This window comes from Achromobacter deleyi (genome assembly GCF_902859705.1).
GTDB lineage: Bacteria > Pseudomonadota > Gammaproteobacteria > Burkholderiales > Burkholderiaceae_B > Achromobacter > Achromobacter deleyi.
Genome location: NZ_CADIJO010000018.1, coordinates 17,762 through 43,857, shown reverse-complemented (window position 1 = coordinate 43,857; position 26,096 = coordinate 17,762). Strand labels below are relative to the sequence as shown.

At 60.2% G+C, this 26,096-nt stretch carries 25 protein-coding genes and 1 pseudogene; 8 read left to right on the top strand and 18 right to left on the bottom strand.

Going from position 1 to position 26,096, the window contains the following annotated elements; all coding sequences use genetic code 11:
• Entirely contained in the window at positions 1 to 159 is a 159-nt protein-coding gene (locus tag HV798_RS22635) for a hypothetical protein (RefSeq protein WP_175216533.1), read from the top strand.
• Positions 160 to 419: 260 nt separating this feature from the next.
• Here HV798_RS22635 and HV798_RS22630 read toward each other — a convergent pair.
• The 4 genes and pseudogenes from HV798_RS22630 to HV798_RS22615 all read right to left on the bottom strand — a co-directional run.
• A pseudogene (locus tag HV798_RS22630) lies at positions 420 to 659 on the bottom strand (integrase core domain-containing protein); the annotation flags it as partial.
• Positions 660 to 1,060: 401 nt separating this feature from the next.
• Positions 1,061 to 2,206: a phosphorylase family protein gene (locus HV798_RS22625; RefSeq protein WP_175216532.1), complete on the bottom strand. Its 1,146-nt coding sequence runs from the start codon at positions 2,204 to 2,206 to the stop codon at positions 1,061 to 1,063.
• Positions 2,203 to 2,655: a response regulator gene (locus HV798_RS22620; RefSeq protein WP_175216531.1), complete on the bottom strand. Its 453-nt coding sequence runs from the start codon at positions 2,653 to 2,655 to the stop codon at positions 2,203 to 2,205. The genes HV798_RS22625 and HV798_RS22620 overlap by 4 nt, the downstream gene beginning before the upstream one ends.
• Complete coding sequence (locus tag HV798_RS22615; RefSeq protein ID WP_175216530.1) at positions 2,652 to 5,642, bottom strand: hypothetical protein; 2,991 nt, start codon at positions 5,640 to 5,642, stop codon at positions 2,652 to 2,654. The genes HV798_RS22620 and HV798_RS22615 overlap by 4 nt, the downstream gene beginning before the upstream one ends.
• Positions 5,643 to 5,982: 340 nt before the next feature.
• On the opposite strand from HV798_RS22615, the gene HV798_RS22610 reads away from it, so the two are divergent.
• Together HV798_RS22610 and HV798_RS22605 are read left to right on the top strand one after the other, a co-directional pair.
• Entirely contained in the window at positions 5,983 to 6,318 is a 336-nt protein-coding gene (locus HV798_RS22610; RefSeq protein ID WP_175216529.1) for a hypothetical protein, read from the top strand.
• 62 nt (positions 6,319 to 6,380) lie between these two features.
• Positions 6,381 to 7,382 (top strand): LysR family transcriptional regulator, encoded by a 1,002-nt coding sequence (locus tag HV798_RS22605; RefSeq protein ID WP_175216528.1) that lies wholly within the window; start codon positions 6,381 to 6,383, stop codon positions 7,380 to 7,382.
• On the opposite strand, the gene HV798_RS22600 is transcribed toward HV798_RS22605, so the two are convergent.
• Both HV798_RS22600 and HV798_RS22595 read right to left on the bottom strand, forming a co-directional pair.
• Entirely contained in the window at positions 7,317 to 8,084 is a 768-nt protein-coding gene (locus HV798_RS22600) for an SDR family oxidoreductase (protein WP_175216527.1), read from the bottom strand. The two genes, HV798_RS22605 and HV798_RS22600, sit on opposite strands and share 66 nt — an antisense overlap.
• Before the next feature lie 144 nt (positions 8,085 to 8,228).
• Positions 8,229 to 8,480, bottom strand: a complete 252-nt coding sequence (locus HV798_RS22595; RefSeq protein WP_025140497.1) for a hypothetical protein — start codon at positions 8,478 to 8,480, stop codon at positions 8,229 to 8,231.
• Between the two features lie 217 nt (positions 8,481 to 8,697).
• On the opposite strand from HV798_RS22595, the gene HV798_RS22590 reads away from it, so the two are divergent.
• Complete coding sequence (locus tag HV798_RS22590) at positions 8,698 to 9,006, top strand: hypothetical protein (protein WP_175216526.1); 309 nt, start codon at positions 8,698 to 8,700, stop codon at positions 9,004 to 9,006.
• Positions 9,007 to 9,126: 120 nt separating this feature from the next.
• Here HV798_RS22590 and HV798_RS22585 read toward each other — a convergent pair whose 3' ends face one another.
• From HV798_RS22585 to HV798_RS22570, 4 genes are all read right to left on the bottom strand, one after another.
• Positions 9,127 to 10,821 (bottom strand): nicotinate phosphoribosyltransferase, encoded by a 1,695-nt coding sequence (locus tag HV798_RS22585; RefSeq protein WP_175216525.1) that lies wholly within the window; start codon positions 10,819 to 10,821, stop codon positions 9,127 to 9,129.
• Between the two features lie 36 nt (positions 10,822 to 10,857).
• Complete coding sequence (prs, locus tag HV798_RS22580; protein WP_175216524.1) at positions 10,858 to 11,715, bottom strand: ribose-phosphate diphosphokinase; 858 nt, start codon at positions 11,713 to 11,715, stop codon at positions 10,858 to 10,860.
• A gap of 99 nt (positions 11,716 to 11,814) precedes the next feature.
• The gene (locus tag HV798_RS22575; protein WP_175216523.1) at positions 11,815 to 12,468 is read right to left on the bottom strand and encodes an NUDIX hydrolase; all 654 of its coding nucleotides are present in this window, start codon (positions 12,466 to 12,468) and stop codon (positions 11,815 to 11,817) included.
• A 153-nt stretch (positions 12,469 to 12,621) separates the two neighbouring features.
• Positions 12,622 to 13,899: a DUF1254 domain-containing protein gene (locus tag HV798_RS22570; RefSeq protein ID WP_246289057.1), complete on the bottom strand. Its 1,278-nt coding sequence runs from the start codon at positions 13,897 to 13,899 to the stop codon at positions 12,622 to 12,624.
• Between the two features lie 322 nt (positions 13,900 to 14,221).
• Between HV798_RS22570 and HV798_RS22565 the strand changes: the two genes are divergently transcribed.
• Positions 14,222 to 15,517 (top strand): DUF1254 domain-containing protein, encoded by a 1,296-nt coding sequence (locus tag HV798_RS22565; protein WP_175216573.1) that lies wholly within the window; start codon positions 14,222 to 14,224, stop codon positions 15,515 to 15,517.
• A gap of 54 nt (positions 15,518 to 15,571) precedes the next feature.
• Here HV798_RS22565 and HV798_RS22560 read toward each other — a convergent pair whose 3' ends face one another.
• The 7 genes from HV798_RS22560 to HV798_RS22530 all read right to left on the bottom strand — a co-directional run bounded on the left by HV798_RS22560 (position 15,572) and on the right by HV798_RS22530 (position 22,681).
• Positions 15,572 to 17,782 (bottom strand): TonB-dependent siderophore receptor, encoded by a 2,211-nt coding sequence (locus tag HV798_RS22560; RefSeq protein ID WP_425486165.1) that lies wholly within the window; start codon positions 17,780 to 17,782, stop codon positions 15,572 to 15,574.
• 357 nt (positions 17,783 to 18,139) lie between these two features.
• Positions 18,140 to 19,162, bottom strand: a complete 1,023-nt coding sequence (locus HV798_RS22555; protein WP_246289052.1) for a FecR domain-containing protein — start codon at positions 19,160 to 19,162, stop codon at positions 18,140 to 18,142.
• The gene (locus HV798_RS22550) at positions 19,159 to 19,659 is read right to left on the bottom strand and encodes a sigma-70 family RNA polymerase sigma factor (protein WP_029954397.1); all 501 of its coding nucleotides are present in this window, start codon (positions 19,657 to 19,659) and stop codon (positions 19,159 to 19,161) included. The genes HV798_RS22555 and HV798_RS22550 overlap by 4 nt, the downstream gene beginning before the upstream one ends.
• Positions 19,660 to 19,827: 168 nt before the next feature.
• Complete coding sequence (gph, locus tag HV798_RS22545; RefSeq protein ID WP_175216520.1) at positions 19,828 to 20,523, bottom strand: phosphoglycolate phosphatase; 696 nt, start codon at positions 20,521 to 20,523, stop codon at positions 19,828 to 19,830.
• A gap of 56 nt (positions 20,524 to 20,579) precedes the next feature.
• Positions 20,580 to 21,020: a ribose 5-phosphate isomerase B gene (gene rpiB, locus HV798_RS22540; protein WP_175216519.1), complete on the bottom strand. Its 441-nt coding sequence runs from the start codon at positions 21,018 to 21,020 to the stop codon at positions 20,580 to 20,582.
• 90 nt (positions 21,021 to 21,110) lie between these two features.
• Positions 21,111 to 21,689 carry a sugar O-acetyltransferase gene (locus tag HV798_RS22535; RefSeq protein WP_217481192.1) on the bottom strand — a complete coding sequence of 193 codons (579 nt, stop codon included), beginning with the start codon at positions 21,687 to 21,689 and terminating at the stop codon, positions 21,111 to 21,113.
• Between the two features lie 116 nt (positions 21,690 to 21,805).
• Positions 21,806 to 22,681, bottom strand: a complete 876-nt coding sequence (locus HV798_RS22530; RefSeq protein WP_175216518.1) for an aldo/keto reductase family oxidoreductase — start codon at positions 22,679 to 22,681, stop codon at positions 21,806 to 21,808.
• A 115-nt stretch (positions 22,682 to 22,796) separates the two neighbouring features.
• Here HV798_RS22530 and HV798_RS22525 point away from each other — a divergent pair, with 115 nt between their 5' ends.
• Positions 22,797 to 23,696 (top strand): LysR family transcriptional regulator, encoded by a 900-nt coding sequence (locus HV798_RS22525; protein WP_175216517.1) that lies wholly within the window; start codon positions 22,797 to 22,799, stop codon positions 23,694 to 23,696.
• A gap of 8 nt (positions 23,697 to 23,704) precedes the next feature.
• On the opposite strand, the gene HV798_RS22520 is transcribed toward HV798_RS22525, so the two are convergent.
• The gene (locus tag HV798_RS22520) at positions 23,705 to 24,322 is read right to left on the bottom strand and encodes a CGNR zinc finger domain-containing protein (protein WP_175216516.1); all 618 of its coding nucleotides are present in this window, start codon (positions 24,320 to 24,322) and stop codon (positions 23,705 to 23,707) included.
• Between the two features lie 124 nt (positions 24,323 to 24,446).
• Here HV798_RS22520 and HV798_RS22515 point away from each other — a divergent pair, with 124 nt between their 5' ends.
• Positions 24,447 to 25,358, top strand: a complete 912-nt coding sequence (locus tag HV798_RS22515; protein WP_175216515.1) for an alpha/beta fold hydrolase — start codon at positions 24,447 to 24,449, stop codon at positions 25,356 to 25,358.
• Positions 25,359 to 25,487: 129 nt separating this feature from the next.
• Entirely contained in the window at positions 25,488 to 26,084 is a 597-nt protein-coding gene (locus HV798_RS22510) for an NAD(P)H-dependent oxidoreductase (RefSeq protein WP_175216514.1), read from the top strand.
• Positions 26,085 to 26,096 lie beyond the last annotated feature (12 nt).

The following is a 26,096-nucleotide window of genomic DNA, read 5'->3' as shown; positions in this document are numbered from 1 at the left end:
ATGCCCCAACAGCAACTATTCTCAGAAGACCGTCTCGACGCATGGTTCGACGGCTCCGCCATTTGCGTCGTTGCGGTCGGCACGCATGGTGATCCGCTGGATCTAGACGAGGAAGAGGTTAGGGCACTGATCGCCGAGCTTGAGTTTTGCTTGGCGTAATCCAAAGGTGTTGATCAATAAGCCCATCAGCCCACTTCATCAACGTTGTTGATTCGGGCAAAGTATCTACAGGACCGCGCGCCCTGCATGCGCTCGTACAAAGGGTATACGCACACGCACTGTGATATGCAATAAAAAGCTCATAATCCCGCGCAAAGTTATTGATGCATTATAACAAAATCAATTTCTCAAGGTCGCGAAATGGGGCTAGTCAATGAAGGTAATCCCCCCATTCTTAGCGATTGCCAGAAGTAGGAACGCTACGCGGCCATGGCCAACCGCTGTTTTGGGGTAAATCCGCCCAGGGCCATATTTGGGCGCTCATAATTGTAGGACCACCTCCATTGCGTGGCGACGCGCTGTACGTGGTCCAGATCTTCCCAGTGATATTGGGACAGCCATTCGTAGCGCACGGTCCTGTTGAACCGTTCGACGTAGGCATTCTGTTGTGGCTTGCCCGGCTGGATATATTCGAGCTTTATACCCCATGCCCTGGCCCAATCGACAATTGCCGCCTCATCGCTTTTGCGGGGGGGGGGGGATTACTGCCGCATTCGGTCAAAAATTCCGAATAAATAACAGTGGTCTGAGCTGACACCATTTTTTCGGCAGCACTTACTTTGGGCTCTTTCGCACCTTCGACATTATATAGCTAATCGGTTTCGGCTTGAGCAGCGGCTTTTCCACCTTCCGACACCGCTCCGCACGCAACGAAACCGTAGCCTGACACCATTGATTCCACGATTCAGAGGACTGAACAAAAAATATACCTCGTAAATAAGTTCTAGTGCCGCCTTATTTGACGCATCAATGAGGAGTAAATGGGTAAGACTACGTTTTCGAGGGATCTCTCGTCGAAAACTCAATCTGACGCCCCACTATTGCGTCGGGATAATACATGTTACTGTGGATTTGCAGCTAACAGATGTTCAATCGCCGCTAAAACAAATTTTGCGGATATTAGAGCTCCATACTCGTGGAGCTTGTCATCCTTGTCATCGTCGCATAAATCGACGACAACTTTTGCGCAGACATAATGAGGGTTGTAGCCCAATATTTGGACTGCCCGCTTAATTCCAAATATTTCCATATCTAATCCGCCGACCTTTCTATGAATTTCTCCAACTTGCGTCATGAACTTTGGATCAGCGATGACGGCCGAACCGCTAGTAAAAATAGCTAGAGATGGGGAGTTTTGTGCAGTAGGACGGTATCCGCGAAAACCGGATTCTAGAGATGATAGAAAATTTTCGTCTCCAATTAAATGGCGCAGTGCAGCTAGTGTAGTTACCGAAGTCGATACTTGGTACGGATCCTGGGAGAAGCCGTCGACAGTCCATTTTCCCGACTGATATTCATAAACCATCTCGGAAATCAGCAGCTGCCCCAGAGCGACTCGGCCTTTGAACCCTCCGCAGATCCCGCTCATGGCCACTATGCTTGGTTTGTACCGATCTACACACACCGCCGCTATAGCAGCAGCGTTAACCAAACCCATTCTGGGTAGCAAAATAGCTGCTCCGACTTTTCCCGAAATACTAAAATCAAAGGAGGTGAAGCTGCCCCGTGTTGTTTTCTGGCCGTTATTTGAAAGGGCATAATATGGTCGCATTTCCTCCTCCAAAGCGCAAAATATTAAGAAATCCATTTTGGTATTCTTTTTTGCTTGAACGAGCAAATGATTTAATGTGGATTTCCAACTATCGCTTGCAAAATCCGAAAGTATGCATCCATGCGCTTCGAAATATTGTCTTAATATTTTGAATTCATCTGGATATGCACTTATGGCTATAAGCTGAGCCCCACTCTTCCCCGATTTTACAATCGATTCAATTATCGTCCTGCCATTTTCAGTTTCGGTTCCACCTTTGTAACTTGGAATCCGAATATCGATAATAAAAAGATCAATATCTTGTTGGAGGTGGGCAGTAAATTCGGGTATGCAATCGGCAAGGAGTATGTCGCTGGGTCTAACGCCGGAAGCATGGAGATGCTTTACGATGGCATCGCGCTTTTCATCGTTGTCTTCAATTACTAGAACCTTCATTTGCGTATTTTCCGGAGACTCGAGGTTATATTCTTAAGTACGTCTTTGGAGTTGTATTTGTATAAGATGGACGCTAATACCTTTTGGCCGTATTTCTCAAGGATCGGGCGGGCGCATTCCTTTAACTTGACTTTGACCCCTGCAATGACAAAGTCAGGATATTGAGTAACAATTATTATGTTGGTCGTCCGGCCTGCTGATTTGAGCGCGCGGAGTATCTCCACTCCACCTTGTGCTTGGTCGTGTCCTTTGGTTTCGTTTCGCTCCTCTGCTGTAAAAGTTGGCAGTGCCATGTCGAGAATAATTAAATCATATATATTTGTTCTGACCGTCAATACGGAGTTTCTGACGCTGTCTACGATTTCTGGACAAACTCCAAAGACTTCTTGTACGCACTGCATGAGTTCGTCACGCTTATGGATTTCGTCCTCAACTAGAAGTATTTTCATGGCGCCTCTTCGATGTCAGAAGAATCACTACTGATTTCAGCTCTTAATTTGAACCTCAAAGAAATTTCTCGGGTAGCCGCATCGGTACTGAAAGAAACGGTATGGCGGCCCTCGCTTAAACGAGATAAAAATTTTACTTTCTTTATTCCACTATATCCTTCGGTAACCATATCGCTACCCGATTCTCTGGCTTGAATGGCGCGTTCGATTCTTGATACGCATTCATAGTATTTGTTTGTTTTGGCCTTGGAAGTGACTGCTATATAAACCTCGTCTAACAGTGAATCTCCAACTTTTTCATTGTCCATTTTTATAGATATCGTCTGGCCTTCGTCCCCATGTGTATAGGCATTTTGCAATAAAACTGCCAAGCAATCATATATCCGGTGGACAGAAATTCCTGTATATTTTTTGTCCAGGCATTCTCCGGTCCAAGATACTGTCGCCTCCGACTGGCTTAGATCCAAGAGAATAATCTGAATTAGTTCTCGCACGGATGCAGGAACAAAACCTGTCTGCGGAACTTGAAACCAACTGGCGACCTTTCTAAAAACACCGTTGATAGCCTCAAACAAATCTGCTTTTAAATTATTTTCTAATGCGCTCTCGTATTTGAAAAAGTGTTGTGCGATTGATTCTTTTGCTTCATTTAGTAGTGTTGTAGTAATAAATCTGGAAGCGTTCTCCAATTGTGGAGATATCTGTTTCCAACACGTTCTAATAATTAACTCATTGAGAAGTTCTGCGCCGCCAGCGCTTCTTAACGTTCGCGTTAATTGTAATATATTCTCTTTGGTGCTCGCCTCTTCTGGATCAATCTGTGCGTTAAAAAGGCTGGAATTTGACTTGAATTGAAGCTGTTCTTTGCGGAGCTTTTCTAGCATAAAGCTGTAGGACGCCATCCAGCTTTTGATGCACTTTCTAAAATTCGGACTTGCCCAAAGTGATCGATATGCGTCTTTTTTGAAAACTGTATCTACTGGCGCTAGTAGCACGCCCTGAAGTGTGTTGTGTCGAATACGGCGTCCCAAATATGACTCAATGCCGAATTCATTATTCAGGCAAAATTCTTCAAATGCATCTTTAAATATTTCAGATATAAGTGTGTGGTCGGTGTTGAGTAATTTAATAATTACAACTTCGTTTTGATTGGATTCAAGATTTTCATTGGCGCTATTTATCGCTGCGATAAGCTTGGGATAAATGTTGCGGTACTCTTCTGCGTAAATAGATGGATTTGCGTCCAACCACTTCTTCATGGCGACTCCATCGACATACATACGGCTAGAGTCGAAATATTTCTGGAGCGTGGCTACCTTGAATCGAGTGACAATGGCGTCCGCTTCCATAATATATTCGATGCGGTTTAATTTTGTACCAATTGATCGAAGAATGTCGCGTCGAATTTCGGAAGCCTCTGAGGCACTTTTTATTAATGTGTAAAGTTTTTCTAGCGTTACTTCATCGAGAGATACTACAAGATAATTTGCGACTGACGGAGATGTGGCTACTAGCCAACTTATAAAATCTCGTATTGATCCGTTGTGGTGTGTCTGTACATAATTTATAAACTCCTCACGAAAGTCAAAGTCGACGTCTGGATCAATTGATTTTTTTCTGTACAAAGCTAAGGCTAGTACCGCCACCAGTCCCTTTGAAGTTCCGGGGGCGGTTGAATATAGAGTTTTGAGTTCATTCTCTGTAAGTAGGACCTCTAATCCTGTTGTGTTGTCGAATAAAAATTGAATGTCCTCAGCGGTTAGACGGATAATGTTGAGTCGGCTTGAGATGAATCTTAAGAAAAGATAAGTCCTATAAAAATCGTCTAATTCTAAAGAGTTTGATAGTACTTTCGTGGTCTCGACATCCATGCGGGATGTCAAAACATCCTTGTCATGAAATTCGTCACCGATGCCTACCGTAGGTGTGCCTTTTATGTCCTGAACAAGTCGTACGCCTATGACTCGGTCAAGATCGTTACGAATTCTTGTATAATGTTTGCGCTCGAGGAATGCGGAGCTGGCTCGGTAAAGATCCAAGGCCGGTTCATTGTCCGAGTTTTGATTGGAATAGTGCGCCGTAATTATCGATTTCGTGGGTTCGCCGGAACAAGTACTTGAAATATCGTCTAGTTCTTTTAGTAGGTTGCTATCCAGATGAGTGCGAATATTTAAGCTCGCGGTTGATAGCCTATTTTCCAGATTTAATATAATAATAAAAGAATAGATTGTATCTACGAGTGAGCTTTCACATGCTCGCAGAAGAAAGCCTGCCACGTCGGCTTCGTCGACTGGTGTGGGTACCAGATTACTGAGAGCAATAGAACAGCGAAAATCACCGTTTTTGATTCGACTAGCCATACTTCCGGTGCGTCGACTGGCGACGGCGAACAGCGATAGTTTTGTACCTATGTTCTCTAGTGCGCTTGATTGCAGTCCAACAGCATCAGCATGTTGAGCGTTTTCTTCTATGCTAGCTATTAGTTCTAAATGATCTGATGTTAGTATTCTGCTAGTTCGAATATAGGCAAGTTTGAAGAAGAGGAAATTGGATGCGCCGAAGCGCTCGCTAAGAGATTCAAGTAAAAGCAGAGCTTCGGTTGTTTCCTTTTCCTCAATAAATGAGAGTTCTCTTATTAATTTGCAGATTTCGAGCGAATCGGTTATGGATGAATTGACGTAACCGACTGTGTAGCAAACTTCAGCCCGTACTTCGAGAGGGACGAGGCTGTATGTCTTGTAGATATCACTGGAAGTTGCTTTGTTGCCTTTCCGCGACTTGAGCCCATTAGGACCTTTAACGATTGCCCCCGCCAGCATGCCGTCAGCGCAAGAGTTGCCCTTTCGAATAGCAGCAACCTCTTTGGCGCTAAGGCGAGGTTTCAAGCTGTAACCCCTAATCAAGTTTCTTTTGGCCTTGCTCTCTAATCGTCCAATCAGGCTATAAAGGTCTGACGATAATTTGCGCTGGGGGGGCTGAAAAGTCATGTCTTTGCTTCCGGAGTCTGGTTAGGATAAGTCTCTCAATTTCGTACTTTACCTGAAATGTAAGATTTTGCATCAGTGAGGGGATTATATGTATCGGTAGTAGAGCATCGAGTTTCCCGGCGGTCATGAGCAAGGGGGTCAAACTACGGTTTCCGCCCATCCCGCCCACTACGGACGCTCAACCAGCAGCAAAAACATCCCTCCCCACAAAACCTCCCCATCCCACGCCATATACTCCCCCCACTACCTCCCCAAAGGTAGTCCGGACTGGAAGCCGGAAAGCTATAGGCGTACAGCCGCAACGCATGCGGCCTGACTCAGCCCTATAGGAGGCAGCCCCATGCTGCACCACCCCCTCACGCAAAACCCCTGGTCCGTCGACACCGACTGCGAATTCGGCCCAGTCTCCCTCTCGCATCTCCTCCAGATAGACCGCGCCCGCTACGCAATCCAGACCATCGTCCGCATGGTCGGCAATAGTGCAGCTGAACCCGATGCGACGGGCGCATTGCCGCTGGACGCCTGGGCAGTAACGGCGTTGATAGGCGGGGTGGAGGGGTTATGCGAGCACATCGGCACGTTGACCGACGCGATGCTTGAACAAGCACAGTCGGGCCAGGGCGGCAACGCAGACGGTGACGGCGCGACGCACGACGCGCCGGCTGCGATTCAATAGTCAGGCAAGGCCGAGTTGGGTTAACTTGATCCGCTCGGCAAACCCCAAATCCCTCACCCCCCATGTTCCAGCTACGCCAACTGAAAATCTTCATCGCGGCAGTGGAAACGTTGAGCTTCACGCAAGCCGCAAAACGGGTGCACCTGTCGCAACCCAGCGTGACGGAACAGGTAAGGGCGCTGGAAGAGGCCGTCGGGCAGCCGCTATTCCTCCGCCAGAACAATCGCCTGCAACTGACCCCAGCGGGAGAAAAGCTGGCAGTCCGGGCCCGCGAGTTACTAGCCCTGGCGGACGACACTTTCCGCGAGGTTCGCGATAATGCCGCCGAGCCGGCCGGCACGATCCGCGTCGCGGCCCCGCAAACGCTGTGCACCAGCATCCTGGTCCCGCAACTGCTGCACTTCGCCGCGACGCACCCCGACGCCCAGGTGGCCGTCCAGGAAAGAAACTCCCAGGCCACCGCCCAGGCCGTGCTCAACGGCACTGCCGATCTGGGGCTGGTGCACGGGTGGCCGGCCAGCGACGCCAATCTGCACGTGGAAGTCATTACCCGGGATATGCCGGTGGTGGTTTTTTCGGCTGAACATCCCCTGGGCCTGTCGTCCGGCCTGGTCACGCCGGATGCCCTGGCGGCGTTGCCGCTGATTGTCACGATGGAAGGGTGTCGCTATCGGGAATATCTCGAGGCCCTGTTGCAGGAAGCCCCGGCGCGGCCCCGCATCCGCGGCGTTGCCGACAGCGTTCCCGCATTGATGCAGATGGTGTCCGCTGGGTTGGGCGTATCAATCTTGCCGAGAATGGCCATGAACCCGGCCGGGACGATGCCTGGCCCGTCGGGAGGGGCCATGAAGCCCGCTGAGGCAATGCCCCGCGTCGAGTGGCGGCCGCTGGCGACCCGCAGCGGGGAAGGGCTTCCCATCTGCCTGCTCACCCAGCCCCGGCCACCAGCCCGCCACGTCGCCGCGTTCATCGACATGATCCGCCTGGCGGCTACGCCGTCAGACGAGCCGATGCCCGCCGTCCACGTGCAGCACCGTGCCGGTCGTGTAGCCATTGCCAAGTAGAAAGACGATGGCATCGGCGATGTCGTCGCCGGTGCCGACCCGGCCGACCGGTAGCCGTTCGGCCATGGCAGCCAAGAGCGATTCACTGTCCGCGCCCGCGACGTCGTTCCAGATGGGCGTGCGTACCCACCCCGGCGATACGGCGTTGATGCGCAGCGGCGCAAGCTCCACGGCCATGGCACGCACGACGCCTTCCAGGGCGGCATTGATGGCGGCGACGGCGACGCCTTTGGGTCTGGGGCGGTAGGCGGCAATGCCGGATGTGAGGGTGATGGAGCCGTGCGCCGGCATGCGCGGTGCACCGTGTTTGGCCAGCAGGATGGGCGCGATGACCTTTGAGCGGATGGCGCGGTCCAGCGCGTCCAGTGGCAGCTGCGGCAGCAGTTCGTAGGCGCCGCGGATGTCGGCGGCGGTGCAGATTACGTGGTCCACCGGGCCTGACGCTTCGAACAGTTGTTGGACTTGTGCTTCGTCGGACACGTCTGCTTGAAGCAGGATGGGGTCGTTGAAGGCGGGCGCTTGCTTGGGGGCCTTGTCGCCCAATGCTCTCAACTGCTCGCGCGCCGCCTCAAGCTTGTCGCGGGACCGGCCCACGATCAGCACCTGGCAGTGCATTTTCATCAAGCGCGCACTGACGGCCAGGCCCATGCCCGAGTTGCCGCCGACGACCATGACCCGCTGTCCTGCAAGGCTGTTGCCCATGTTCCATTCCTTGAAATCTGTGTGTGGAATGGGCGATGTTGGCGCGCCGCTCGGCCAGGCGCCAGCAGGAAGGTCTGATAGGGGTATTGGTCTTGCCGATGCGGCTTGCGAGCCTGTAGCGCTCGGCAGCAGGCCGGTTGCCGATCAGTTGCTATTGATCCAGGTCTGCGTATCTCGAATGAACCACGGCAGATTCAGCCTTTCCCCTTCGCCCGTCTGAATGGTCAGGTTCTGCCCCGAGGACGCAGCGCCGCTGGGCACGGGCTTGGCCGCCGTGGGCGGCCGGCTGCGGTAGTCCATATCGGTGCGCTTGGGCGGCGCGTCCGCGCAGGCAGTCAGTGACGCGCAGGCGACGGCGATCAGGATGGGGGTGAGGGCGGAACGAAGGGGCTTCATGGTTTGCGGATTCCTGCGAGTGGCACAGGCCGGGGTGCCGGACTATCAAGGCCTCGTATCCAATACCTTACTCGCAATGCTGAGCCTCTGTGCGGGATAAGATTGTGGGTGGTCTGTGTGGCGCTCAAAGGGCTTGGCCAAGCTGCCGGCGCGCACTTTCAAGTCTTGAGGCATCCTACGCGCAGGCCGTCCACATTCACGATGTCACGGAGCCGATATGAAATTCATTCAGACATTGCAAACGTCGTTCAAGAATCGTCGGCGCTATGCGCTTGCTGATCTTCCGAGCTGGCTGGTGTTGATAGCGACGATGGGGGCCATCGCCATAGCGGGGTTTTGGGGGAAGCAGGCAATCGTATTTGGAGACCTTTTTGTTGCCGAGTTTGATAGATATGGGCCTTTCTACTGGCAAGCGCTTTTCTGCTTTGTCGGGCTTGGTTGCCTTGGTTTCCTGGCGCTGATGTGGGCTCTCATAGCCGATCATTTGCGAAAGAACTTGCAGAGCAGGTTGTTCTCAAAAGCATAGTTTGGTCCCACCCACTTCTGAGTGGATAACAAAAGTGGGCTAGAGGGTGCTCTGCTGGTGAAACGGTGCCAGGCTAGTTGTCGAACGCCGACATATAGCCTGACATCGTTGGCCCCTCGATTAGCGACCCGCCCAATCGATAGTCCCCGCTTCCGGGCAAACCCACGACCCTTGCAGCCGTTCCCGAATCTCCGCCAAACTCTGTTCGACCAGCAGCTTCCCATCCCGAAACACCGCCACCAACGCGCCGCCTTCCGCTTGCTCCGCCGTCTGTTGATCACGCAGCACATACCCGGTGGCCGTTTCATTGACCCGCAGCAAGCCCTTGGCCGACCGCTTCACGCCTGAATCCGTCACGGGGTCCTTCACCAGTTCCTGGGCCTCGCCGTTGACCTCGGCGTACGTCGCCTTCAACGCCCACCCAAACGTGTCACGCGTCAGATACTGATAGGTATACGACCCGATGCCCAAGACAACGTTGCCCGACGCAAAACCCTTCTTCTCCAGCCGCACCAGAATGTCCCGACCCCGGGCCAACGTGATCGAATCGCCGTAGATCAGGCCGACGTGCGAGTCCAGCAGTTTGTAGCCGCGGTCGGTGACGACGCCGCCGAAGGTGTCCCACAGGCATTGCACGGTGCCTTTGACTTCGGGTTCGCGCAGCGTTTGGGCGGCACGTGCTTCCTCGTCCAACCGCCAGTACATGCCGGTCGCAACATCGCGCACCGCTTCGAAGCCTTCGCAACGGGCGGCCGCCAGTGCCGCGGCGTCTTTCACGCTGGCCACGTCGGTGCAGAAATAGCCGGTCAGGATCTTCACCGGATCCCCCGAGTCCGGGCGGAACACGACCTTGGCGTTGCCGAACGGATCGGGCTGACGGGCCAGGATTTCCGGCTTCAATGCCGCCGCAAAGTCCGTGACGACTTGCCAGAAGTCCCAGGTATCCGACACGACCGACACGATGCCGGCCGGATAGACCTGGGTGACCAGGCGGCGGATGGTTTCGATTTCGCCTTCCTTGCTGCCCAGGCACATGACCGAGTGTTCGGTGGCGGGGACCGAGCCGCCGATCAGTTCGCGATCGGAATCCGCGCCGTACAGGTCTTCCAGGTAGTCAATGGCCGGAATGGTGTCGGTGCCGGTGAACGACAGCAAGTGACCCGCGCCGCTCTTGCGGGCGTCGTACAGGCCGGACATGCCGCGCATCGAGAAGTCATGGCCTTGCCAGTTGACGAAGTCCATCGGGCTGCCGGTCAGGCGGGCGAAGTAGGTGAGAAGCTTGCGGTATTCAAACGCGATGGTGGCGACGGTGGAGGCCTTCCAGGATTCGCAGCTGAACAGGGTTTCGATGTAGGTCACCAGCCACGCGAATTCCGGGCGGGTGTTGACGAAGGTGACTGGGGGCACGCGGATGTCGACGCGGGCGCCTTCGGGCAGCGAGCGGATTTCCAGGGGCAGGTAGCCCAAGTCGTACAGGGCTTGCAGGTGGTCGACGGTGACGGCGCCCTTGCCCAGGGCGTTGTCGACGCGGCGTTGGTACTGGCGCACGGCGGCGCCTGCGGGCTTGCCGAAGAATTCGCGGTTGAACAGGTCGATCAGGATTTCCTTGATGAAGCCTTGCAGGCCGAACCAGACGATCTTGTTGTCGAACAGTTCAGGCAGCACGGGCGCCAGCCGGGCCGAACGGGGCGTGAAGTTGGCCAGGATCTTGTTGGTGCCCTTGGGGTACTGAAAGGGGTGGCCGGTCTTGTAGAAGTCGGCTTGCAGGAAGGGGTTGATGCCGTTCTTGACGGTGAGGGGAGCGGGGGCGTTCATGGTGCGGACTCCTTCTTGATACTTGATCGTTGATGCTTAGTTGTGGGGGCCGGCGGGCGTGGGGTTGACGACGACGGGCGCATCGGCGCCGTCGGAACCGGTCCAGTCGTAGGCGGTGTAGATGCCGGCAAAGCGGGCATTCAGTTCGGCCATGCCTTTGCTGAAGAGGCCGTGCGTGACGTACAGGTACAGGGGCTGGCGGGTCGTGTCGCGCAGGGCGGCGGCCAGTTCCAGGAAGGTGCGGCCGCCGTCGCAGATGTCGTCGACGATCAGCACGGGCTGGGCGGGGATGTCATCGGGCACGCGGGTCTCGGTGATGCGGCCGGTTTGCGGATCGCGGACTTTTTCGGCGTAGCGCACGTCGGGCACGCCCAGCTTCTTGGCCAGGGCCTGCACGCGCTTGCGGGCGCCGGCGTCGGGAGCCATCAGGGTGACGCCGTTGGCAAAGGCGGGGGCGGCCAGGGCATTCTTGAGAAAGGCGCTGGCGTCGACCACGCGCACGCGTTGCAACAGCGCGGGGGTGACGTCGCTGTGGGGCTCGACGATGGTGACGGTGGCGTATTGCTGGTCGTTGATCAGTTTGCAGAACACCGCGGCGCCCAGCGCTTCGCCCGGGTTGCAGACGCGGTCTTGCCGGGCGTAGGGCACGTAGGGCATGTCCAGGTGCACGGGCACGGCGGGGTTCAGGCGGCGCAGGGCGTCGGTCAGCATGAGCAGCTGCATGACGTCGTCGGCGGACTTGAGCAAGGCGTGGATGCGGAATTCGCTGGCGGCGTCGGCTTGGGCTTGCAGGCCGGCGGGCACGGTGACCTGGCTTTCGCCGCCGGGGAACACGAACGCGGCCGGGGTGGCGCTGTGGCGTTGTCCTTCTACTACCGCTGTGATGGTGAACATGATCAGGCCTTAGTGGCAAATTAAAACTAAGTGAGGCCAGTATAAGCCTACTTATTGTTTGTTTGCAACTATGTTGGGTTCAAGAGAGAGGGGGGACGCTTATCCGACGCTACGGTCGAACAGGGTGAAGTCCTTCAGGCGATAGAGGCGGGCAGGGCGTTGGGCGCCTAGCACGTAGTCCTCGGTGGCTTGCAGCACGTCCCAGGCTTCCATCTTGCGGCGGAAGTTGGATTTCTCCAGGCGGGTCTGCAGGATGGCTTCGTAGGTGTGCTGCAGTTCGGTCAGCGTGAAGCGTTCCGGCAGCAGGAAGAAGGGCAAGGTGGAATAGCTGGACTTGCCGCGCAGCCGGGCAACGGCGGCGGCCACGATGGCGGCGTGATCGAAGGCCAGGGGCGGCAGGGCGTCGACGCTGACGAATTGGAAGGCGGCTTGCGTCGAGGCTTCCAGCTCGGCGGCGGGCACCAGCGCGACGTAGGAAACGGACAGCGACCATTTACGCGGATCGCGGTCGGGGCCGGAGAAGACCTGTAATTGCTCCAGGTAGCGCGGCTCGAACCCGGTCTTGTCCCGCAGCACGCGGCGGATGCTGGCTTCGGTGGTGGCGTCTTCGTCGACATGCACGACGCCGCCGGGCAGGGCCATGGCGCCCTTGAACGGCTCGCGGCCGCGCGGTTGCAGGGCGATTTCCAGGCCGGTTGCGCGCAAGGTGAGCAAGACGGCGTCGACGGTGACAAGGGGTTGGGGGTGGTCCAAGTGGGGTTCCGTAGGCGATGCTTCGGGGTAAGGTGCCACTAAGCGGGGGATTGGTCAACCGCGCCTGGCCGTATGACTGCGCAGGTCAGCTGGCCTGAGCCTTCAGCCTCTCTGATCATCCGGTGCGTCGTCGATCGCCAGCCGTCCTGATCTTCAGTCGACCCGCTCGAAATCCGGCAATTTGAAGGTCTTGTTGTTCAAGGCATCGGTGCCGCCGTAAAAGCGCATCGCGGGAAGGGGGCGCTTGCCGGCAGTGGGTATCCAGTTGCTTTCCAGGCCGGCGGGGGCCTTGGGGCCGACGTAGAGGGTGACGCCGCCGTCTGCGTTTTTCTTCATCTGGCCCAGGTCGTAGGAAGACAGGGTGGTGCGGTTGGTGTCGCTGTAGATGAACGACATGGTCGCGCGGTTGTAGACGGTCAGGGCCCAGAATTGCTTGACGGGCATCTGTGCGGGCACGTCGATCTTGTAGAGCTTGCCGGCTTCCAGCGGCTTGCCGTCGCGATCGGCCATCGCCATCAGGTATTGGGTGGCGGGCGAGTCGCTCAGTTTCTTGGGCATGTAGGTGCACCAGTAGTATTCGGCGGCCCGCCCGATCAGGTCGATGCTGTCTTCGTATTCGAAGGTAAAGCGCTTGTTCTGGTCGGCCATCAGCAGCGACGCGTAGTGCCTGTCGGGCCAATAGAATTTGTCCTTGGGCATGTTGTCGAACCAGTGCTGCAGGTAGAACCAGGCATCGATCGCGGCCTGGCGCATGGCTTTTTTCGTCAGGTCGTCGGGGGCGAAGGGTTTGCCGCGTTCGATGCCCAATGAACGCAACATGCCGAACATCACTTTGTCCTGCGGGCGCGGGGGCTCTACGCTCATGACGGCATACATGTCTTCGAAGTGGCGTTCGTCATAGAACGGCAGGGTGGGATAGACCTGGTCGATGGGGTCCAGAAAGCGTTGCTGGGGCGGGTGCTGCGCGTCGGCCAGGTAGTACATGCGCAGACGCTTGGCATAGCGATAGGCGTCGGCGGCCGTCTTGCCCGCGGCCGGCACCGAACGAAACGCCAGGGCGATCCGATAGTTGGGCGATGCGATGTGGATGTAGCCCGCAGGCACCTTGCCGGTGTATCCGGGCGGTGTGAACAGCAGCTTGCCGCCTTTGCCTTTGTCGACGCCGGACGGGCCGACGTCCGCGATGGTGAACTGCCACGCATCCACGACTTGCCCATAGACGCTGCCATCGGCCCCGGCGGCGGGCAGCTCCAGCACGACCGGGCCTTTTTGCAGGTCGGTAAAGGCGGCGATATAGGGCGTGGTGCTGTTGGCGGTGATGGCTTCCAGCTTTGGCGTGGCCGGCGCGGAATAGGCAATGATGTCGTTGTCCTTGGCCCCCAGGTTGTCGAACGCGGCGCGCCTGAAACTGTATATCGCAATGGCGGGCATATTCCACAACACGGCTTCGAAGGCGCGCTGGTATTTGATTTGATAATCGAAGTCCTGGATCGAGCTTTGGGCGCCCTGGGGGGGCTGGCCCCCCTGCGTTTCAATACCATTTTGCGCAAAACCTGTCTGAATGTTTATCAGCGAGGCGGCGAGCATTGCGGTGACAAGCGGGGTGACTTTCGACATGGCCAGTGCTCCAGGCTTGGATTTACGGGCAAACACGCACGAATCACTATAGTCAGGCGCAAATCGTTCCGCTACTCTCATTTTTGCGCCTATGTCACGGCACAGAGATCGAATTTGTCTGCATCCGGGAGCCATCATGAAGAGAGCTATCGTTGCTGCAAGTCTGTTAGTCATCGGCCTGCCGGCCGTTGCGCAAATTCCAGATAATCTCGCCAAGGACGCCTACATCTATGGCTATTCGATAGACGAGGCCTATAAATTCTTCTATGAAACCGCCGTCAAGACGGACACGCCCTTGAACCGGTTTCAGAATATCCGCCACCTGGCGGATGACAAATACACCGCCCACCCCACCATCAATAACGACACCCTGCACCTGATGGGCTGGCTGGACGTGGCCGCCGAACCCGTGATTGTCAGCGTGCCGGACATGGACAAGGGTCGGTATTGGATCCTGCACACGATGGACATGGGGCACTACACGACCTCGATGCTGGGGTCGCGCACGCGGGGCAACAAGGGCGGCCATTTCATGTTTGCGGCCGCCGACTGGAAGGGCGAGGTACCCGCCAGCGTCGATGAGGTGATCCGGGTCGATTCCAACCTGATCAAGCTGATGGGCCGCATCATGGCGACGACGCCGGACGACGAAAAAGTGGCGCTCAACTACATGGATGACTGGAACGTGCGCACGCTGTCGGCGTATCTGGGCGTGCCGGGCCCCAAGGCCAAACAGCGCACCTATATCGACCCGGCAAAGAGCAACTGGATCACCCGCGTGAATTTTGTGCTGTGCGACGGCAGCATGGGCCGGGCGGATAAGAAATGGCTGGATCAGTACAAGGCCGTGGGTCTGGCACCGTGCAAGAAAGATCTGACCAAAGAGCAGCTTGCCGCAGCCAAAAAGGGTGAACAGCTGGGCATGGCGCATATCAAGGAACTGGCGCCCAAGATGACGAAATCCGGGCAACTGCTGGGCACGCGCGAGCAACTGGGCCAAGGGCCGCGCGAGCTGTTCGCGGAAGGCACGTATATCGGGCAATGGGGGCTGCCGCCCGAGGAAAGCATCTACCTGAAGTCAGAGACGGGCAGCGATGGCAAGCCGCTCAATGGCTCGGGCGGTAAACAATACCGCATTCAGTTGAAGGCGCCTGACGTCAGCCAGTTCTGGTCGTTCACGGTGTATGGGTCGGATAACCGGTTGATGGCCCATAACGCACTGAACCGCCATAGCCGCGGCGACCGCAGCCTGAAACCCGATGCCGACGGCACCTACACGATCGAACTTGCCGCCAAGGGCGACGCCAGCAATCCCAATTACCTGCCCATTCCCGAGAAGGACGCGTACATCATCATGCGGATGTACGGCCCCAGCAAAGACATTCAAGACGGCGGCTATAAATTCCCGCCGATCGAAGTGGTCAAGCCGTAGCGCGTTTGGGCGGCATGGGCGTTGGGCGCCAAGCTGGCGCTCAACGCGGAGGCGCTACCAACGATACGTCGCCGTCGCCATCACCCTGCGCCGCTCGCCATACCCGCAGTTATACGAATCGCAATTGCGCCCCAGGTAGACCTTGTCGGCCAGGTTCCGCGCATTCAACGTCAGGCTCCAATGCTGGAAGTCGTAGCCCAGCATGGCGTCAAACAGGGTGTAGGCCGGCACCTTGGCGGGGGCGGAACTGTTGGCGCCATCGGTGGCGCCGACAAAGCGCACGCCCATCCCCACCTTGATGCCGTTGGCAAAGCGATAGTCGCCCCAGGCCGAGGCCTGGTTGCGCGGGGTGGCGGTGAGCTGGGTGCCGATCTTGTCGGGGTTGGCGTTCTTGGTGACGCGGGCGTCGGGCGTCCAGGTGTAGGACAGCAGCAGGTTCATGCCGGTGATGGGCTGCATGGCCATTTCCAGTTCCATGCCACGCACCATGACTTCGCCCGTCTGCACGGGCACCATCTCGCGGTCGAAGGTCATGACGTTCTGGCGACGCAGGTCGAACAGCGCGATGCTGTAGCTGTCGCGGGTGCCGGGCGGCTGGTAGCGCAGGCCCACTTCGTATTGACGGCCGGTTTCCGGCTTGAAGGGGCGGTTGGTCTTAGGGTCGACGGTGGTGATGGGCAGGAACGACGTGCTGTAGCTGGCGTAGGGTGCCAAACCGTTGGGCGCCAGATACACCAGGCCGGCGCGGCCGGTGAATTTGCTGTCGGTCTGGCGGGACGAGCTGCTGTCCAGGTGGTTGTCGGTATCGATGACGGACCGGTCATAACGGCCGCCCAGCGTGGCGACCCAACGGTCCGCCCATTTGATCTGGTCTTGCAGATACAAGCCGGTCTGGGTCAGGGTGGACGTGGTGTCCTGATAGGGGTCGGGTATGGTGACCGGCTGGCCGTACACCGGCGAGAAGATGTCGATGGACGGGGCTTCGCCGAAGAAGGTCTTTTGCTGGTAGCGGCCGCGTTGCAGGTCCAGGCCGACCAGCACGGTGTGCAGCCAGTCGCCCGAACGCAGCTTGGCCTGCACCTGGTTGTCGAGGGTACCCAGGCTGCCGCGTTCCCGGCTGCCGAAGACCACGCGGCCGACCTGGCGGTAGTTGGCGGGCGAATGCGGGTTGGCGGCGTCTTCGGTCAGGAATCCGCTTTGGTAGACCTGGCGGTAGTCGGTCTTGATCTCGCCGTAGCGGGCGTTCTGGCGCACGGTCCAGACGTCATTGAACCGGTGTTCGAGCTGGTAGCCGACATTCCACTGATCCTGGTTGTAGCGGTCTACGTCCGGTTCGCCGACGAAGGTGTGGGTGGGTATGCGGCCGTTGGGGGTGGACAGCAGCGTGCCGTCGACCGGCAGGAAACCATAGGAATTGCCTGCGCGTATCTGCGATACCTGGCTCAGCAGCGTCAGTGTGGTGTCGCTGGACGGGCGCAGGGTCAGGGCGGGGGCGATGTAGAAGCGCTTATCCTTGACGTGGTCGACCTGGGTGTTGCTGTCCAGGCCAATGCCGGTGATGCGATAGAGCACTTTGCCGGCCTCGTCCACCGGCCCGGAAAAGTCGCCCGCCACCTGGCGCTGGGAATAGTTGCCGACCTGAACCTGCAATTCATGCAGGGGCTCTTCGGTGGGGCGCTTGCTGACGACGTTGACCATGCCTCCCGGCGAGTTCTGGCCATACAGCACCGACGTCGGCCCGCGCATGACTTCGATGCGTTCGGCGCCGTAGCCTTCCACCCGCCAGATGGAATAGCCGGCGTTGTTGCGCAGCAGAAGGCCGTCTTGGTAGAAGCCGGGCGAATACGCGTCGAAGCCGCGAATCGACAGCCAGTCGTAGCGCGTATCGAAGCCGTCGAAGGTCTTGACGCCAGGCGTGTAAGCCAGCGCGTCGGTTACGCGCGAGGCGGCCATGGCGGCGATGCGGTCCGCGGTGACCACCGAGATGGACTGCGGCGTTTCGATCAGGGCGCTGTCGGTCTTGGTGCCTGTGGCGCTGCGGCGGGCGACGTAGCCGTCAACGTGGCTGTAGGCGGTTTCTCCGGCGCCGGTGACCACGACGGGCGCCAGCACGGTGGCGGCGCCGGACGATTCGGCAAGGGTGCGCACGGCGTAGCTGTTGTCGCCCACGGGCACCGCCTGCAAGCGGTGGCGCGCCAGCAGGGCGGCCAGGCCGTCGCGAACGTTGGCGGGGGCGTCCAGCGCATCGCTCTGCTTGCCGCGCATCAGCGTCGGGTCGAACGACAGCGTGATGCCCGCCTGGCGGGCGTAGCTGTTCAGCGCGTCTTCCAGGTTGCCGGCAGGGACGCGAATGGGCTTGCGGGCGGCGTCCGCGCTTTGAGCCCGGGCGGTCTGCGGGGCCAAGGCCGGCGCCAGGGCGGCGGCCGCGATGAATGTCCAGGCCGTCAGGCTGCCGCGGCGAGGCCGTGTCCTGGATCGGTCGGTGGGGGGTGTGGGGCAAGGCAGGCGCGAAAAAGCGGGGCGGCGCGGCGGCATGGCAGGCATATCCTTGGATTCAAAAGAGGCAATACCTGGTTGCCGGACGAACCCCGCAAAACCCGCAATCGATCTGCAAAATATTTTCTAGCGCGCCGTGACCGTCAAGGCATCGGCCGGCCCAGCGACCACGCGCACCGGCAGGGTGCTGGCCAGCACCTTCAGCGCCCGGGCCGCGGGGTCCGCGCCGTCCAACTGGAAGACGCCCGACACCCGCAGGTCCGCGGCGTCGGGGGCGCAGGCCAGCCCGGCCGACCGATAGCGCGCCAATTCCGCGACGAAGCGGCCCAGCGGCATCTGCTTGACCACCAATACGCCCTGGGTCCAGGACGACGCGTCGAACGCGGCATCGGCCAGGCGCTCGGGTGCGGCGCCGGGTGCCCGCACGCGGATGCTGTCGCCGGCCTGCGCCAGCACGGGCAGCTGGTCGCCGGAATGCACGGCCACCTGCCCCTGATCCACATGCAGCCGGGTGGCCAGGGCCGCGCCGTCTTGCTCCAGCCGCACCCCAAAGCGCGTGCCGATGGCGTGCAGCCGCGCGGCGGGGGTGTCCACCCACAAGGGCCGACGCCCCGAGAACGAGCCGGCGTCGTCGCCCGTGGTGATGAAGATTTCGCCCTGGTCCAGCACCAGCAGCCGTTGGGCGGGCGTGAACACGACGCGGGCGCGCGTATCGGTGTTGAGCCACAACTCGGTGCCGTCCGGCAAGACAACACGGCGCCGTTCGCCCACCGCGGTGTGGTACTGGGCCCGTTCCTGCCAGGCCGACAGGCGCAGGCTCAAGAGGCCCACCATCGATGCCATGGCGCCCAGGCCCAGCAGCTTGAGCGCGCGGCGGCGCCCGTGGCTGCGGGCCTGCATGGCGCGGGCGGCCTGCAAGGTGCCGTAGGCCACGGGGCCCGCGGGGCTTGCGGCCATCTCTTGAAAAGGTTGTTCCACCGCGCGCACTTGCTGCCAGGCGGCTTCGTGGGCGGGGTCGGCGGCGCGCCAGGCGTCGCAGGCGGCGCGGTCTTGCGCCGTGGCCGCGCCGGAGGCCATGCGCACGGCCCAGGCGATGGCCTGGTCCAGCGGATCGGGCGCCAGGGCGCGGGGTTGGGCGGCCGGCGTCACGATGCCGACTGCAATGCCAGGCAGTGGCGGATGGCGGTGGCCATGTACTTTTCGACAGAGCTGAGCGTGACGCCCAACTGCTCCGCAATGCGGGTGTAGGGCAGGCCTTCCAGCCGCGACAGCAAAAAGGCGCTGCGCGCCTTGGGATTCAAGCCGTCGAGCATGGCGTCGACGCGCACCAGCGCCTCGATCAGCAGCAGGCGGCCTTCGGGGGACGGCGCCTGCGGTTCGGGCAGCGCGGCCACGGCCTGTTGGTAGGCCCGTTCCAGCGACAGGCGGCGCACATGGTCCACCACCAGCCCGTGCGCGATTGTGGTCAGCCAGGCGCGGGGTTCACGGGCTTGCAGGGCGGCCTGGGGGCGCACCAGTACCTTGACGAAGGTGTCGTGCGCCAGGTCGGCCGCGTCGATGGCATTGCCCAGCCGGCGGCGCAACCAATGCCGCAGCCATTCGTGATGGTCGCTGTAGAGCGCGTCGACAGTATCGGGGGAGGGCATTGCCGGCACGATGGAAGGCCAAATGGGGCAAGTACGGCCTGGGGGTGCCGCGTTTTCTTAATAAAAATCGGACTCAATACGGATTGTCGTCGGGAATGCGGGGTTCGGCAATAGGGGTTATTGCGCCCGGAAATCGGGACATCGACGTGCCGTGGCCGGCAGCGCTCGTTACGCCTGTGGGTTGAGCAGGCGGACGCAAGCGTCCACCAGGTCATCGAAGTGATGCAGCAACACGTCCGGCTTCAGGTCTGCCGCCGGAATCTCGGTGTAGCCGAAGCTCACCAGGATCAACGGCGTGCCGGCCGCCCGCGCCGCGCCGGCGTCGGGGGCGGCATCGCCCACCATGACTGTGCGGGACAGGTCGCCGCCCACGGCCTGCACGGCCTCGATCAGGTGGGCCGGGTCGGGTTTGGAGGCGGTGACGGCGTCCAGGCCGACCACGCCGTCGAACAGAGGCGCCATGTCCAGCAGGGTCAGCAGGCGAACGGATAGCGCGGTGGGTTTGTTGGTGCAGACGACGAGCTTGGCGCCGGCGGCCTTCAGTTGCTGGATCGCATCGATCACGCCGGGAAAGGGCCTGCTTTCGTCGGCGATATGTTCGCGGTAGCGGTCGACGAACTGCGGAAAGAGGTCGGCGCTGCGGGCTTCGGGTTCCGGCTCGCCGGCCTGGGTCAGCGCCCATTGGATCATCCATTTCGCACCGCGGCTGACGTGCGCCTTGGCCTGCGGGTAGGTCACGGCGGGGTAGCCGGCCGCTTGCAGTACGGCGTTGATGGCGCCGACCAGGTCCGGGGCCGATTCGACCAGCGTGCCGTCCAGGTCGAAGGCGATGGTGGCGTCTTGCAGGGCGGTATGGGTGGTCATGGGGGGGCAGAGGCGGGGTCGGCGGGATGAAATGAACGGCGGCAGCCTGCGCGTTGTCAGGCCTGGTTCGGGTTCGCCTGGCTCAACATATCGATCCGCCGCTGATGGCGTCCGCCTTCGAACGGTGTTTCCAGGAACGCGCTGACGCATTCCCGCGCCACTTCGAATCCCGTGATCCGGCTGCCCAGCGCCAGGACGTTGGCATCATTGTGCTGGCGGCTCAGGCGGGCCATGGTGCTGTTCGTGCACAGCGCCGCACGGACGGCGGCAAACCGGTTCGCGGCGATGGAGATACCGATGCCGGACCCGCAGATCACCACGCCTTGCTGGGCCTTGCCTTCGGTAATGGCCTGCCCCATGGCAAAGCCAAAATCGGGATAGTCGACCGACGCCGAGCCATGCGTGCCCAGGTCCAGCCATTCGATGTCTGTGAACGCCTGTTTGAGTTGTTCTTTCAGGTCGTAGCCGGCGTGGTCGGAGGCGATGGCGATGGGCATGGGGGCTTGGATTTCAATCGGATTGGCGTGGGGCGTTGCAGGGGCAGTCGTGGAGGGCCACTGCCGTGCAATTGTGACATCAGTCACGCATCAACGCCCGCACCCCGGATCCGCATCCTCGGCAATCGCGCGAATGACCCGCGCCGGGTTGCCGCCCACCAAGGTGTTGGCCGGCACGTCCCGCGTCACGACCGAGCCGGCACCGATCACGGCGTTGTCGCCCACGGTGACGCCGCCGATGACGGTGACGCCCGCGGCGATCCACACGTTTTTTCCGATGACGATGGGCTTGGCAACGACGCTGCGGTGGCGTTCGGCTGGGTCCAGCGGATGGCCCGAGGTGATGAGGCTGACGTTGGGGCCGATCAGGACGTCGTCGCCGATGTCGATGCCGCCCAGGTCGTACATGGTGCAATTCTGGTTGATGAAGACGTTGCGACCGATACGGATGCTGTCGCCGCCGGTGGTGTAGAACGGCGGGATCAGCGAGAAACGTTCGTCCAGCGTCTGGCCGATGAGTTCGCTGAACACCGCGCGGATCTGATCCGTGTCGTCGTAGGTCAGGCGGTTAAGCACCGGCGTGATGCGCAGGGCGCGCTTGACACTGGCCACCATCGCGGCGGATTCCGGGGTTTTGCGGGGAATGGTGGTGCTAGGCGGATTGGGCATGGTTTGAACGGACAACGTGGACGACGCGGACGCCTTGCCAGTGTCGTCCAGATTGGCCGGTTGAGCCATACCCGTCACCGAAAGCGCGACGCTTTCAGTTCGTCTGGCCGATGGCGTTACGCGCCGCTGGCCCCGATTCCATCCAGTTCCGCTACGGCCTGCGGCGACAGCTTCAGCTGCGCCGCCTGGACGTTCTGCCGCAGATGCGCCACGGACGACGTGCCGGGAATCAGCAGGATGTTGGGCGAACGCTGCAGCAACCACGCCAGCGCGACCTGCATGGGCGTGGCCTGGCAGTCGGCGGCCACGCGTTCCAGCGTGGCGGACTGCAAGGGCGAGAAGCCGCCCAGCGGGAAGAAGGGCACGTAGGCTATGCCTGCCTGCGCCAATTGGGTGATCAGGGCGTCGTCGTGGCGATGCGCCAGGTTGTACTGGTTCTGCACGCAGACGATATCGGCAATGCCGCGGGCCTGGGTCACCTGCTTGGCGGTGGCGTTGCTCAGGCCCAGGTGGCGCACCAAGCCTTTGCGCTGCAGGTTGGCCAGGGTGGAGAACATGGGTTCGATGTCGCCCTCGGCCGGCCCGGCCACGTCGAACATGAGCCGCAGGTTGACCACGTCCAGCACGTCCAGACCCAGGTTGCGCAGGTTGTCGTGTACGGCGGATTCCAGTTCGGCCGGCGTTGCGGCCAGCAGCCACGAGGCGTCGGCACCCCGGCGCGCGCCGACCTTGGTGACCAGGGTCAGGTCATCGCGATAAGGGTGCAGGGCTTCGCGGATCAGTTGGTTGGTGACGTGCGGGCCGTAGAAGTCGCTGGTGTCCAGGTGGTTGATGCCCAGTTCGACGGTTTCCTTCAAGACGGCGATGGCCTGGGCCTTGTCTTTGGGCGGGCCGAAGACGTGGGGGCCGGCCAGTTGCATGGCGCCGTAGCCCAGGCGGTTCACGGCGCGGTCGCCCAGTGAGTAGGTGCCGGCTTGTTCGATGGAGGTCATGACGCGGGTTCCTGAGGGGAGGGGGAATGGACGTCAGTCTAGGCCTGGGAGTACCGTACGACAATCCAGCGTAATCGCACAGCTTGTGCGGAATTCAGAACAATCGAGACCGGCCATGCAAGACCTGCAAGACATCAGCGCTTTCGTGGCCGTGGCCACGCACGGGGGCTTTCGGGGCGCAGCCCGCCACACGGGCGCCAGCGCATCGCAACTGAGCGAGGCCGTGCGCCGGCTGGAAACCCGGCTGGGCCTGCGGCTGTTCAACCGCACGACGCGCAGCGTGGCGACCACGGCGGCCGGGCAGCATTTGCTGGAACAACTGACGCCGGCGCTGAACGCGGTGGAATCGGCGCTGGACGTGGCCAATCGCTTTCGTGACCGGCCGGCGGGCAGGCTGCGGCTGAATGTGCCGCTGTCGGCGTCCCGGCTGGTGCTGCCGCGCATCATCCCGCCGTTTCTAGCGGCGTATCCCGAGATTCGGCTGGAAGTGGTGGTGGACGACCGTTTTGTGGAATTGCTGCAATCGGGCTGCGACGCGGGCATACGCTACGAAGAAAGCATGGACCAGGACATGGTGGCCATTCCGATCGGCCCCAAGCGCCAGCGGATGGGGGCGGCGGCCTCGCCTGCGTACCTGGCCAGGCACGGGCGGCCGACGCATCCGGACGATTTGCGCAACCACCTGTGCCTGCGCGGGCGCTTTTCCAGCGGGGCCATGCCGGCCTGGGTGTTCGAGCAGCCGGGCAAGCGTGTGACGGTGGACGTGGACGGCCCGTTGATCGTGAGCCTGGGCGAAGCGGCCGACCTGGCGGTGGATGCCGCCGTGGGTGGCGCAGGCGTGGTGTATCTGTTCGAAGACTGGCTGCAACCCTACCTTGACCGCGGCGAGCTTGAACCGTTGCTGCAAGACTGGTGGCCCAGCTTTACCGGGCCGTTGCTGTATTTCCCCGGGCGCCGCTATCTGCCGGCGCCGCTGCGCGCGTTCGTGGATTTCGTGCAGACGCAGCGCTGGTAGGGGCGTGCCTATTTTCCCGGGCTTGCTAGCGCGCCGCTGCTGCGTTTTCTGAACTGCGCCGCTTTGTAGCGGTTGCCGCATTGGGCCATGCTGCACCAGCGGCGCTTGTGCGACTTGGTGCGGTCGTAGAACCACAGGATGCAGTCCGGGTGTTCGCACTGCTTGACCAGCGAGAAGTCGCCGTCGATGAGCAGGTGCGCGGCCGCTTCGGCCACGGGCCCCAGCAAGGACGCGATCGCGTCGCCCTGCGGGCGGCGGGCCAGCACGAATCTGCCCTGGTCATCGCGTTCCAGCCGCGGGGACGTCAGATACCCCTGCAAGTATTGATTCAGGCGGTCGACATCGACGTCTTGCCCCGCTTTGCGGGCGGCGATCAGGTCATGCACCACATTGCGCAGTTGCTTGCCCTGGGCCAGCAGGTCTGCCGAGGCCACGCGCGGGGGCTTGCCCGGGGGCGCCACGTGGTGGCGTTCGAGCCAGCGCATGACGTCGTCGCCGCTGTTCCAGAAATCCACGATCTGGTCGTCGCTGCGGGCCTGGGTGTTGAGCAGGTCCATCGCCAGGTGGTCGCCGATCATCGGCGGCTCGGTCGCGGCGCCGTCGTGGCGGTGTTCTGCGGTGGTCATTGGGTAACCCTTAAAAATGATGTTGACAGGTTATCACGATCTGAGGCAGACTGCGCAAAAGTAACCAGTGAAAGTTAATTTAAAAAGTTACTTTGTCACGAACCTCCCTTTGCAAGGAATCGCCATGAATGCCACCCCTCCCGCTGTCGATCACGCCAACGCCGCCCTTCGCCCCGAGGCCGTGCGCCACGCCACCCTGGAAGTCGACGGCGTCAGCGTCTTCTACCGCGAAGCCGGGCGTGCGGATGCGCCCACTGTGCTGCTGCTGCACGGCTTTGGCGCGTCGTCGTATATGTTCCGCAACCTGATACCGGCCTTGGCCGGCGACTACCACGTGATCGCCCCGGACCTGCCGGGCTTTGGCCAGACGACGGTGCTGCCGGGCGTGGATTTCGCCTACACCTTCGACAACCTCACCTCGGTTATCGATGCCTTCACGCAGGCCAAGGGCCTGACGCGCTACGCGGTGTATGTGTTCGACTACGGCGCGCCGGTGGCCTGGCGCCTGGCGGTCAAGCATCCGCAGAAGATCAGCGCCGTCGTCAGCCAGAACGGCAACGCCTACGAAGAAGGCCTGAGCCCCGGCTGGGCGGACATGCGCCGCGCCTGGAGCGCGCCGACCGCCGAAAACCGCGAGGCCCTGCGCCGCTTCAACACGCCGGACATGATCAAGTGGCAGTACGTCGAAGGCGTGGAAGACGCGTCGCTGATCGCGCCCGAGACCTACCAGCTGGCATCGGCCGCCATTGCCCGCATTGGCGACGAGCCGCAAATGGATCTGTTGCTGGACTACGGCAGCAACGTCAAGCAGTACCCGCAGCTGCATGCGTTCTTTCGCGAATACCAGCCGCCGACCTTGGCGATCTGGGGCAAGAACGATCCTTTCTTCCTGCCGCCGGGGGCGGAAGCGTTCAAGCGCGATAACCCCCGGGCCGAGGTGCGGTTCGTGAACAGCGGCCACTTCGCCATCGAAACCCACGGGGCGGAGATCGCGGCGGCGATGCTGGAATTCCTGAACCGCAACGTCAAGGCGTAGCGCTGTGTAGCGCGAGAACGGCGGGGCTCGGCGAGCGCCGCCGTCGGGGTGTGGGGGCAGGGGCTTTCATAACCTACTAAAAGTAGGCTACGATTGGTACATAGCAATTTCACCCCAAAGGTCCCCGACATGCATGCGCTTATCGTTGTCTCCCACCCCGACAAATCTTCCTTGACGCACGCCATTGCGAATCACGTGGCGCAGGGCGTCACGGCGTCCGGCTCGCAGCATTCGTTTGAAATCGCGGACCTGACCGCGGAAGGCTTCAACCCCACCTTCACGCAGGAGGACTCGGCCTTGCTGCTGTCGCGCGGCACGCCGCCGGCCGATGTGGCTGCCGAACAGGCGCGGATCGACCGCGCCGATGCGCTGGTGCTGGTCTACCCGGTGTACTGGTGGTCGTTTCCCGGCCTGCTGAAAGGCTGGATCGACCGCGTGTTCACCAACGGCTGGGCCTATGACGACGACATGGAAGGCAAGCTGGTCAAGAAGCTGGAACGCCTGAACGTGCACTTGATTGCCAATGGCGGCGCCGATATGCGAACCTACGCCCGGCATGGCTATTTCGGTGCGATGAAAACGCAGATCGACCACGGCATCTTCGGTTATTGCGGCGCGCGTGTCGCTTCGTCGGAATTGATGGTGCCGTCGGATGCGGGTTTTCCGACGTCGCACCTGGATGCCGCCCATGCCATCGGCCAACGCATCTTTGCCGCGCCGCGATGATTCAAACCCCCT